This window comes from Actinomadura logoneensis (assembly GCF_003428695.1).
GTDB lineage: Bacteria > Actinomycetota > Actinomycetes > Streptosporangiales > Streptosporangiaceae > Spirillospora > Spirillospora logoneensis.
In genome coordinates this window covers 1-10,855 of record NZ_QURH01000006.1, presented here as the reverse complement: position 1 = coordinate 10,855, position 10,855 = coordinate 1, and the positions used below count along the sequence as shown (strand labels likewise).

Sequence of the window (10,855 nt, the reverse complement as noted above, 5' to 3'; positions counted from 1 at the left end):
TTCGGCGCGGGGACGGCGCTGGTCGCCGCGGCGCTGGTCGCGCCGTCCCCGGCGGCCTCCGCCCAGGCGCCCGGCGCGAAGCCGGGACCGAAGCCGCGCCTGGCCGCCGACTGCACCCCCGCGCAGGTCGTCGCCAACGGCGGCTTCGAGAGCGGCACCTCGCCCTGGACGGCGTCCAGCAACGTGATCTTCACGGGCGGCGGCCAGACCGCCCACTCCGGCAGCCGCTTCGCCCGCCTCGACGGGACGGGCGGCACGCACACCGACACGCTGTCCCAGACGGTGACGCTCCCCGCCGGATGCTCCGCGGCGTCCCTGTCGTTCTGGCTGCACATCGACACCGGCGAGTCCGGATCGGTCGCCTACGACAAGCTCACCGCGAAGATCGGCACGACCACGCTCGCCACCTACACCAACGTGGACGCGGCGAGCGGCTACACCAAGAAGACGTTCGACGTGTCGGCCTACGCGGGCCAGACCGTCACCCTCACGTTCACCGGCACCGAGGACGTGAGCCTCCAGACGAGCTTCGTGCTGGACGACATCGCGCTGGACGTCTCCGGCGGCTCCACCCCGCCCTCCGGGGACTCCACGCGCACCCCCGCCACGCCGTCCTACACGGTGAACCTCAGCAGCGACGCGTCCGGCGGGACGTGGACCGGGCACGAGTCGGTGTCGTTCACCAACGCGTCCGCGGTCCCGCTCAACGAGGTCTACCTGCGGCTGTGGGACAACTACCACGGAAGCTGCCCGTCCAGCACCCCGATCACGGTCTCCAACGTCACCGGCGGGACGGCCGGAGCGCTGGAGGTCGGCTGCACCGCGCTGAAGATCACCCTGCCCGCGCCGCTGAACCAGGGGCAGAGCGGGACGGTCGGCTTCGACCTCGGCATCACCGTGCCGTCCGGCGCGGACCGGTTCGGGCGCGACGGCTCCTACAACTTCATCGGCAACGCGCTGCCCGTGCTCGCCGTCCGCGACGCCTCGGGCTGGCACCTGGACCCGTACACCAACAACGGCGAGTCGTTCTACTCGCTCGCCTCGGACTTCAAGGTCACGCTCGACCACCCGACCTCGCTCGCGGTCCCCGCCACCGGAACCTCGACCGACACGCCCGGCTCGTCCGGCCGGACGGTCACCACGGCGACGGCCGCCAAGGTGCGGGACTTCGCGTGGGGGGCCGGGCCCTTCCAGAAGATCTCCGGCACCTCGGCCGGCGGCGTGAAGGTCAACGTGTACTGGGTGAGCGGCATCTCGTCCTCGTCCGCGCAGTCCATGCTGACCACGGCGACGAACGCGCTGGACGCGCACTCCTCGCGGTTCGGTGCGTACCCGTACGGTGAGGCCGACGTCGTGCTCGACAACAACTTCTGGTTCGGCGGCATGGAGTACCCGGGCTTCGTGCTCGACCTGGTCAGCTCCAACGCGCTCGCGCACGAGTTCGCCCACCAGTGGTGGTACGGCATCGTCGGCGACGACGAGTACAACTCGCCCTGGCTGGACGAGGCGTTCGCCGACTACGCGACCGACCTGTACTTCGGCGGCACCGGGTCGGGCTGCTGGTCGAGCGTGTCGTGGGCGTCGTCCGCGGAGAAGATCACCAACTCGATGGCGTACTGGGACGCGCACTCGTCGCGGTACTCCACGGTCGTCTACGGCTACGGCAAGTGCGCGCTGCACGACCTGCGGCGCGTCCTCGGCGACACGGCCATGACGACACTGCTGCGCAACTACGCGCAGTCCCACTGGTACGGGGTCTCCACGACGGCGGAGTTCAAGGCCGCGGCGCAGGCCGCGACCAGCACGGACCTGACGTCGTTCTGGACCCAGCACCGCATCGAAGGCTGACCGCGCCGTCCCGGGGCCTGCCCCCGAGTCCCGGGACGGCCCGGTTGGGAGACCGCCCCCCGCCGGCGTTCCGCCCCGTCCACCCCCCTGGACGGGGCGGACGCGCGTCCGGGGCCAGCCTCGTGCGGTGAACGGCGTCGTCCGGGGGACGGAGGCGCGTCCGCCGGAAACCCTGCGGCGAACGACGGCGTTGTCCGGACGGACGGCCGCGCGCGCCCGCGTGCCGCCCCGGAATTCCCGTCCGAACGTTCGTTTGGGTCTTTTGCTGTGACCTGGCTCTCCGGAAGGCTGTTCCCATGGAGGAGAAGATCGCGCTCGTCACCGGGGCCACGTCGGGGATCGGGAAGGAGACCGCGCGCGAGCTCGCCCGGCGGGGTTTCCGCGTCGGCATCGTGGCGCGCAACCCCACCCGCGCGGACCGCGCCGTCGCGGAGCTGGCGGCGAGCGTCCCCGGCGCGGACTTCGACCTGTTCCTGGCCGACCTGTCGGCGCTGGAGGACGTCCGGCACGCCGCCGAGCGCGTGCACGCCGCCTACGGACGGCTCGACGTCCTGGTCAACAACGCGGGCGTGCACCTGCTGCGGGCCAAGACCAGCGCGGACGGCCACGACCGGATGATCGCGACCAACCACCTCGGCCCGTTCCTGCTCACCGAGCTGCTGCTCGGGCCGCTGGAGAAGGCGGGCCGCGCGGACGGGGCGCGCGTGGTGACCGTCGCGTCCGAGGCCCACCGCCACGCGGGCCGCCTCGACCCGGACCGGTTCGCCGACCCCGCGCCGTACGGGCCGTCCGGGTCGTTCCGCGTGTACGCGCGGTCCAAGCTGCTGAACATCCTGTTCACGCAGGAGCTCGCCGAACGCCTGGACGGCACGGGCGTCACCGCCAACGCGGTCTGTCCGGGCATGGTCGCCACCGAACTCGGCCGCGCCGTCCCCGCCGCCGGACGCGTCGCCGGGCTGCTGTCCCACACGCCCGCCCTGCGGACGCCCGCGCAGGGCGCGAAGGCCGTCGTCCGCGCGGCCACCGACCCCCGCTTCGCGGCCCGGACGGGCGAGTACGTCACGTCCCTGCCGGGCCTCGGACTGCTGCCCCGGTCCGGCGCCCTCAAGGACGTCGAGCTGCGCCGCGCCGTCTGGGAGCGTTCATCCGCACTTGTCGGACTCCCCAGCCGCTAACGTTGCCCCTGTGAGCCACCCGTACGACCCTTCGCGGCCGCACCAGGGCCGTCCCTCCGGCCAGCCTCGTCCGCCGCAGGCCGGCCGTCCCCCGGCGCCGGGCCTGCCCCCTGAGCCCGGCTGGAACCCCGGTCCCGGTCCCGGCCCCGGTGCCTACGGGCACGGCCCGATGCCCGGCGCGCAAGGCGGCCCCGGCTACGGTCCCGGCCCCAGTGGTCAGGGTGGGCACGGATACGGATCCGCGCCCGGCGCGCAGAACGGGCACGGCTACGGCCAGGGCGGATACGGCCACGGCCAGGGCGGATACGGCCAGGGCCAGGGTGGATACGGCCAGGGCCAGGGTGGCCAGAACTACGGCCAGGGCTACGGCCAGGGCGGCCAGGGATACGGCCAAGGTCCCGGTGCGCAGGGTGGGCACGGCTACGGCGCTGCTCCCGGTGGGCACGGATACGAGGTCGTACCGAGTGCGCAGGGCGGCCCCGGCGGACCTCACGGCTACCAGAACGCGCCTGGTCAGATGCCCTCCGGGCGTCCGGCGGGGCCGCTGGTGCCGGTGGTCAAGGGGCGCGGTTTCAAGGACCTGGGCTCCGGCGCGGTCTACTTCCTGCGCGGTCTCGGATGGGTGGCCCGGCGGCCCGGCAAGTGGCTGTTCGGGCTGATCCCGGCGCTGATCGTGCTGGTCCTCTATGTGGCGCTGCTGGGGTCCCTCGCGCTCAACCTGGACGACGCCGCGCGGTCGGTCACGCCGTTCGCCGACCACTGGTCGTCCGGCGCCCGCACCGCGACGCACGTCATGGCGGGCATCGCGCTGTTCGGGGCGGCGGCGTTCCTCGCCGTGCTGACGTTCACCGCGCTGACGCTGCTGGTCGGCGACCCGTTCTACGAGCGGATCGCGGTCGCGGTCGAGGACTCGATGGGCGGCGCGCCGCCGGACCCGGGCATCCCGCTCCTCACGCAGATCCTCCGGGCGGTGAAGGACGCGCTGATCCTCGGCCTGTACGCCGTCGGGTTCGGCCTGCTGTTCTTCGTCCTCGGGTTCCTGCCGGTGGTGGGGCAGACGGTGGTGCCGGTCGTCGCGGCCTGCGTGTCGGGGTACTTCCTGTCGGGCGAGCTGACGGCCGTCATGCTGGAGCGGCGCGGGCTGGTGCGCCGCGACCGCTTCGCTCTGCTGCGTGCGCACCGGTCACTCGCCGTGGGTTTCGGCGCGACCGCATTCGTGGTCTTCCTGATTCCTCTCGGTGCGGTCCTCGCGATGCCCGGGGCGGTCGCGGGCGGGGCGATCCTCACCCGGGAACGGCTGGTGCCTGCGATTCCCGGCGGGAATGCGGATCGGGTGTCACCGCCGTATCACTGAGGCGATAGAAAGATGTGTCCTGAGCGTAATTACCGGCCGGTCCCTAATGAGTGATCTTCGCGTAACGTGTGCCGCATGTCCGATCAGGGGGAGCGCGGAACGCGCTGGACCGACATGAGCGAGAACGGAGCCGACGGGGAGATGGCGGAGGCGCCCACCGGCCCGCTGCCCGCCCAGCCCGCCGCCGGACGCGCCCCGCGGCGCGACCCGCGGACCTCGCCCAGGAGTTCGTTCCCCGAGATCGAGGTGAAGGTCCCCGAGGTCGCGATCCCCGAGCCCACGGGCCGCACCGAGTTCTCCGACCCCGACCCCGCGCCCGTCGAGGACGAGCCCGAGTCCCACGACCAGCCCGAGCACCACGACGAGCCAGGGCACCACGACGAGCCTGAGTACCACGACGTCTGGGGCAAGGTCGAAGTCCCGCACCTCCGCAGGAACCCCCGCGCCGAGGAGCCCCCGTCCGCCGACGAGGCCGCCCCGGCTGCCGCCTCCGTCCCGGACGACCACGGCGGACACGGCGACCACGGCGACCACGGCCCCGCGTCCGACGCCCGCGTATCCGCCCCGCGCGAGGACGCATTCCCTTCGCGCGAGCACGGGCCCGCGACCGGCGCGGACGAATTCGCGGCTCCGGGTTATGCGGAGGCGCCGTCCGTCGAGGCGAAGCTGCCGCAGGAGACGCGGGATCTCGCGGACGTCGTCGGCCCGGTCGACTTCGGGGACGCTGCGGGCCGCGGGCACGAGGCGGGCGGGCCGTGGTGGCACGACGAGCCGCGCGAGCCCGTCCCCGCGTGGGAGGAGCCCAAGCCGGCGCCCCCGCACGAGCGCGCTCCGTCGGTCCGTGAGGCGATGGGGCAGGCGGCGCACGGGACTGGCCCACGCGCCGGGGCGTCCGCGCAGGACGGCGGCTTTTCCGCGGAAAACGCCGCGCCCGTCTCCGCGCGGGGCCAGGATGTGCCGGTGGCTTCCGCACACGATGAGGACATCAAGGTCGCGCCGGTGGAGGAGCCGGGCGGCCAGGCCGCCTGGGAGGGCTCGCTCTTCGAGGGCGGGGCCGAGCAGGGCGCGGGCGGCGAGGGCCGGTACGCGCCGGTGGCCGATCCGACCGCGGCGTCCGAGGCGCGGCCCGGCCGGCCGAGCAGCGGGAACTGGCAGATGCCGGGCTGGATGGCGGACGAGAGGTCGGCCGACGCCATGCTCGCCGGCGGCGGCCCGGACGGCGGGTCCGACGGGTTCGGCGAGGAGTCCGGCGGCGGCCGGGCCCGGGTGGCGCTGTTCGGCGGCGTCGGCCTGCTGGTCGTGGCGATGATCGCGGCGGGCGGCGTCTACTTCATGCAGAAGAAGAAGGACGCGCCCGCGGCGTCCGGTCCCGAGGACCGTCCGGCGCACGTCCCGGCGGCGACGCAGAAGAAGCACCCGCCGAAGGCGCAGCTCCCGCCGGAGAAGCCGCTGGCGAAGTTCGCCGGCAAGGCGGGGAGGACGGCCGGACGGGTCACCGACGAGAAGTCGGGGCTGTCCTATCCGCGGTTCGCCGAGCCGTGGCAGGTGCCGACGAAGAAGAACAAGCTCGGCGTGACCGGGTGGTCGGGGCAGCAGATCCTCGTGACCGAGCGGCACGGCGAGCAGATCTGGCACGGGCAGCTGCTCACCGGCACGCTCGCTCCCGCGCTGCAGTCGCGCTACAAGGGGCCGGAGAGCCTCCGGACGGTCGCGGCGCTCGCGGCCAACGGCTTCGAGAAGGACTTCTACGGGTTCCCGCACGACTCGACGCCGCTGGCCTCGCAGGAGCTGTCGGTGGGCGCGCGCAAGGGCTGGCTGGTCGCGGAGTATCTGAAGTACAAGCGGCCCGGCGTCCGGGCGACCGGCGAGGTCGTGGTGACGGCGGTCGTGGACACCGGGCACAAGGCCCCGGCCGTCGCATTCGCCTCGATCCCGAACACGCACCGCAAGCTGTGGCCGGACATCAACGCCTTCGTGGACGGGCTCAAGGTCGCCCCCTGAGCCGGCGCGCCCGCGCCGTCCTCGCCCTCTGCCCAGCGACAAACCGAACGCCATTCCAATAAGCTCTGGCTTACTTCCGAGCGAGAGGTGCGCCATGGCGATCGGACTGACCGAGGAGCACGAGGCGCTCGCCGCGTCCGTGCGGGGACTGGTCGAGCGGCACGGGGTGGGCGGAGCGGCCCGGTCCACCGTGCAGGACGGCCCGGAGCGGCGGCCCGCCTTCTGGGACGCGCTGGCCGCGCAGGGGCTGCTCGGCCTGCACCTCGCGGAGGCGCACGGCGGACAGGGCGGCGGGCCGCTGGAGCAGGCGGTGGTGCTGGAGGAACTGGGCCGCGCGCTCGCGCCGGGTCCCCACCTGCCGACCGTCCTGGCGTCCGCGATCATCGAGGCGGGCGGCGGGAAGCCCGCCGCCGCGCTCCTGCCCGACCTCGCGAACGGCTCCCGGACGGCGGCCGTCGCGCTCACCGGCGAGCTGTCCGAGGACGGCGGTACGGTGGGCCCGGTCCTCGGCGCACCCCTCGCCGACCTGTTCGTCCTCCCGCTCGGCGGGGACCGGTGGGCCGTGCTGGACGCGGCGGACGTCCGGACCGAACCGCTCGAATCGCTCGACCTGACCCGTCCCGTCGGACGGGTGACGGTCGGCGGACTCGCGGACCTCGACCCGGAGCGGGTCATCGAGGGCGTGGACGGGCACGCCCTCGCGACCGTGCTGCTGGGGGCGGAGGCGTGCGGCGTCGCGGCCCGCGCGCTGGACGACGCGGTCGCCTACGCCAAGATCCGCGAGCAGTTCGGGCGGCCGATCGGGAAGTTCCAGGGCGTCAAGCACCGGTGCAGCCGGATGCTGATCGACCTCGAACGCGCCCGCGCCGCCGTCTGGGACGCCGCCCGCGCGCTGTCCGAGGACGACCCGGAGCAGCGCGCCCTCGCGCTCGCGGTGGCCGCCGCGCTCGCCGCCGACGCGGCCGTGGCCTGCGCCGAGGGCGACATCCAGGTGCACGGCGGGATCGGGTACACCTTCGAGCACGACGCGCACCTGGTCTACCGGAGGGCGCTCACGCTGCGCGCGCTGCTGGGCCGCGCGAGCCGCGCCCGCGCCGAGATCGCGGAACTCGCGGTCAACGGTGTGCGCCGCGAGATGGACGTCGAGCTGCCGGAGGACGTCGCGCCGCTGCGGGCCGGGATCCGGGCGCGCGTGCGCGAGATGGCGTCGATGGACTTCCTCGCGCAGCGCGCCGCGATGGCCGACGAGGGCTGGGTGACGCCGCACCTGCCGAAGCCGTGGGGACGGGACGCCGGGCCGCTGGAGCAGATCGTCGTCCAGCAGGAGCTGCGCGCGGCGGGCGTGCGGCCCGTCCCGCTGATGATCGCCGCGTGGGTCGTGCCGTCGCTGGTGCAGTACGGGACGCGGGAGCAGCAGGAGCGGTTCCTGCGGCCGACGCTGCGCGGCGAGACCGTCTGGTGCCAGCTGTTCAGCGAGCCGGGCGCGGGCAGCGACCTCGCCGGCCTCACCACGCGCGCCGAGCGCGTGGAGGGCGGCTGGTCGATCAGCGGGCAGAAGATCTGGACGTCCCTCGCGCGGGACGCCCAGTGGGGCATCTGCCTCGCCCGCACCGATCCGGACCGTCCCAAGCACGCCGGGATCACGTACTTCCTGGTGGACATGGCGTCGCCGGGGATCGAGATCCGGCCGCTGCGCGAGTGCACCGGCGACGCGGTGTTCAACGAGGTCTTCCTGGACGGCGTGTTCGTCCCGGACGAGCTGGTCGTCGGCGCGGTGAACGAGGGCTGGCGGGTCGCGCGCAACACCCTGGCCAACGAGCGGGTCGGCCTGACCAGCTCCTTCCAGCTCGGCGGCGACCTGCCCAAGCTGGTCGAGCTGGCGAAGGAGCTGGACGTCGCGGACGATCCGGTCGTCCGGGACGAGCTGGGCCGCCTCGCCGCCGACGAGCACGCCTTCAACCTGCTCGGGCTGCGCGCCACGCTGAAGCAGCTCAGCGGGACCGACCCGGGGGCGACCGCGAACGTCCGCAAGCTGGTCGCGATGGAGCACGGCCAGCGCGTCACCGAGTACGGCTTCACGCTGCTGGACGCCGAGGGCGCGCTCACCGGCGGCTGGAACGACGCCCTGCGCCGCCGCTGGACCCGCTACCTGCTGGCGTCCCGCGCGATGTCGATCGGCGGCGGGACGACCGAGGTCAACCTGAACGTGATCGGCGAACGCATCCTCGGCCTGCCCCGGGACTGATCCGCCGCCGGCGCCGCTCCCCCCGGGTGGCCGCGAGGAGTCGCCGTGGCCGCGAGGGGTCGCCGGGACGGCTAACATGAAGATCTTTCATGAAGTCGTCCCGGAGGTGCCGCGGTGGAGCTGGACCGGAGGATCGTGCTGATCACGGGCGCGTCGTCGGGGATCGGCGCGGCGTCGGCCCGCGCGTTCGCCCGCGCGGGCGCGACGGTCGCGCTGGTGGCCCGCTCGAAGGACCGCCTGGACGCGCTGGCCGCCGAGATCGGCGAGCGGGCCCGGGTCTTCCCGTGCGACCTCGCCGATCCGGACGCCGTGCTGGAGATGGCCGCCCGGGTCCGGGACGAGCTGGGCGTCCCGGACGTGCTGGTGAACAACGCGGGCGCGGGCCGCTGGCTGTTCGTGGACGAGTCGACCCCGCACGACTTCCGCGACATGGCCGCCGTCCCGTACCTGGCGGCCGGGTACACGACCACGGCGTTCGCCGCGGACATGGTCCGGCGGGGGAGCGGCCGGATCGTCGTGGTGAACTCGCCGGTCTCGCGCGCGACGTGGCCCGGCGCGTTCGGCTACGCCGCCGCGCGCTGGGGCCTGCGCGGCATGGTCGCCGCGCTCCGCGTGGACCTGCGCGGCACCGGGGTGGGCGTCACCGAGATCGTCCCGGGCAAGGTGTCCAGCGACTACTTCGCCAACAACCCGGGCTCGGAGGAGCGCATCCCGAGCATCTCGGCGGTCATCCCGACCGTGACGCCCGAGCAGGTCGCGCGCGCCCTGGTCGCGTCCGTCCGCCGGGACCGGTCGCGTGCGGCGCTGCCGCTGATGACGCGCGCCCTGGTCGCGTCCGTCCGCCGGGACCGGTCGCGTGCGGCGCTGCCGCTGATGATGCGGGTGACCATGGCGCAGGCGTGGCTCGCGCCCGGCCTCACCCACCGGCTGATGGCGCTGACCGGGGCGAAGCGCCGCTGAGCGGCGCGGAGCGCCGCTGATCGCGAACGGAGCGCCGGATCGCGAACGGAGCGCCGGATCGCGCACGGAGCGCCGGATCGCGCACGGAGCGGGGCCGTCCGGAACCCTCGCGGTTCCCGGACGGCCCCGCGGCCGCGTCGGCGACGGCCTCAGCAGTGGGTCTTGAGGAACCGGCTGAGCGGCACGCCCTTGAGGTAGGAGTACTTCTTGCCGTTCACGGTGATGATCCCCGCGCCGCTGTACCCGGCGAACGTGTGCAGGGACTTCGAGCGGCACTTGTAGGCCGCCGTCACCGAGTTGGACTTGACGTTCCGCTTGAGGCTCTTGGCCCGGACGGGCGTCTTCTTCACGATGCCCGTCCCGGCCTCGACGCCGAGCGCGTACACCTTCTTCGAGCAGGTCACCTTGGTCGTCAGCTTGACGTAGCCGCCCGACCGGTACGGGCCGACGGTGCTGATCCGGCAGTAGGACGGAAGGCTCGCGGCGGTCACGGCCTCCCCGCTCGGCGCCGCCGAGGCGGGTCCGGCGAGGCTTGCCGCGAGGGTGGCGGCTCCGGCCGCGACGCCGGCCAGGGTGAGGGTCTTGCGCGTCCGCATGCGTCTCCTCGGGTGGGTGATCCACGACAGAGCGGGGCGGCAAGATCCTGGCAGAGATCGCGGCGGGACGGCCGTCCGGCGGCCGTCCGGTTGCGGTCAGCGGACGCGGCGCTCCGCGCGTCCGATAGCGTCCGGACGCGATGACCGAGAGGACGACCGCGCGCACCCGGCACGGGGCCGCCGCGCTGACCGGCCTGGTCCTGGGCCTCCTGGCGCTCGGACCCGGACTCGCGCGGGGGTACCTGCTGTCCTACGACATGGTCGCCGTGCCGCGCCAGCCGCTCACGGCCATGACCTTCGGACTGACCGGGACGCTGCCCCGGCACGTCCCGAGTGACGCGTTCGTGGCCGCGCTGTCGGCGGTGGTCCCCGGCGACCTGGTGCAGAAGGCCCTGCTCCTGCTCGTCTTCGTGCTCGGCTGCGCGGGGGCGGCGGCGCTGGTGCCGTCGCGGCGGCTGGTCCCGCGCCTGGCGGCGGGCGCCTGCTACGTCTGGAACCCGTACGTGGCGGAGCGGCTCGTCCTGGGGCACTGGGCGCTGCTGCTCGGGTACGCGGCCCTTCCCTGGGCCGTCGCCGCCGCCTCGGCGGACGGGACGCGGCGGCTCGTGCGCGCGCTCGTGCCCGCGGCCGTCGGCGGGTTCGCCGCGATGGCGGTCGCGGGACTGCCCGCGCTCGC

At 74.1% G+C, this 10,855-nt stretch carries 7 protein-coding genes and 1 pseudogene; 7 read left to right on the top strand and 1 reads right to left on the bottom strand.

Annotated elements, in window-relative coordinates; all coding sequences use genetic code 11:
* The 6 genes from DZF91_RS00220 to DZF91_RS00195 all read left to right on the top strand — a co-directional run.
* Window positions 1-1,848: M1 family aminopeptidase (locus DZF91_RS00220; protein WP_207661866.1), on the top strand; the 1,848-nt coding region annotated here is incomplete at its 5' end.
* Window positions 1,849-2,144: 296 nt separating this feature from the next.
* Entirely contained in the window at window positions 2,145-3,023 is an 879-nt protein-coding gene (locus tag DZF91_RS00215) for an SDR family NAD(P)-dependent oxidoreductase (RefSeq protein WP_117355494.1), read from the top strand.
* Between the two features lie 10 nt (window positions 3,024-3,033).
* On the top strand, window positions 3,034-4,377 hold the full coding sequence (locus tag DZF91_RS41610) for an EI24 domain-containing protein (protein ID WP_235833945.1): 1,344 nt from the start codon (window positions 3,034-3,036) through the stop codon (window positions 4,375-4,377).
* 75 nt (window positions 4,378-4,452) lie between these two features.
* On the top strand, window positions 4,453-6,378 hold the full coding sequence (locus tag DZF91_RS00205; RefSeq protein ID WP_117355492.1) for a hypothetical protein: 1,926 nt from the start codon (window positions 4,453-4,455) through the stop codon (window positions 6,376-6,378).
* Window positions 6,379-6,472: 94 nt separating this feature from the next.
* The gene (locus DZF91_RS00200) at window positions 6,473-8,623 is read left to right on the top strand and encodes an acyl-CoA dehydrogenase (protein WP_117355491.1); all 2,151 of its coding nucleotides are present in this window, start codon (window positions 6,473-6,475) and stop codon (window positions 8,621-8,623) included.
* 114 nt (window positions 8,624-8,737) lie between these two features.
* Window positions 8,738-9,583: an SDR family NAD(P)-dependent oxidoreductase gene (locus DZF91_RS00195; RefSeq protein ID WP_117355490.1), complete on the top strand. Its 846-nt coding sequence runs from the start codon at window positions 8,738-8,740 to the stop codon at window positions 9,581-9,583.
* A 149-nt stretch (window positions 9,584-9,732) separates the two neighbouring features.
* Here DZF91_RS00195 and DZF91_RS00190 read toward each other — a convergent pair whose 3' ends face one another.
* Window positions 9,733-10,179: a hypothetical protein gene (locus tag DZF91_RS00190; RefSeq protein ID WP_117355489.1), complete on the bottom strand. Its 447-nt coding sequence runs from the start codon at window positions 10,177-10,179 to the stop codon at window positions 9,733-9,735.
* Window positions 10,180-10,319: 140 nt separating this feature from the next.
* On the opposite strand from DZF91_RS00190, the pseudogene DZF91_RS00185 reads away from it, so the two are divergent.
* Window positions 10,320-10,855: pseudogene (locus tag DZF91_RS00185) on the top strand (hypothetical protein); the annotation flags it as partial.

Coding starts and splice junctions, on each gene's coding strand:
- DZF91_RS00215 (WP_117355494.1), top strand. CDS start 2,145: ATGGAGGAGAAGATCGCGCTCGTCACCGGGGCCACGTCGGGGATCGGG.
- DZF91_RS00205 (WP_117355492.1), top strand. CDS start 4,453: ATGTCCGATCAGGGGGAGCGCGGAACGCGCTGGACCGACATGAGCGAG.
- DZF91_RS00200 (WP_117355491.1), top strand. CDS start 6,473: ATGGCGATCGGACTGACCGAGGAGCACGAGGCGCTCGCCGCGTCCGTG.
- DZF91_RS00190 (WP_117355489.1), bottom strand. CDS start 10,179: ATGCGGACGCGCAAGACCCTCACCCTGGCCGGCGTCGCGGCCGGAGCC.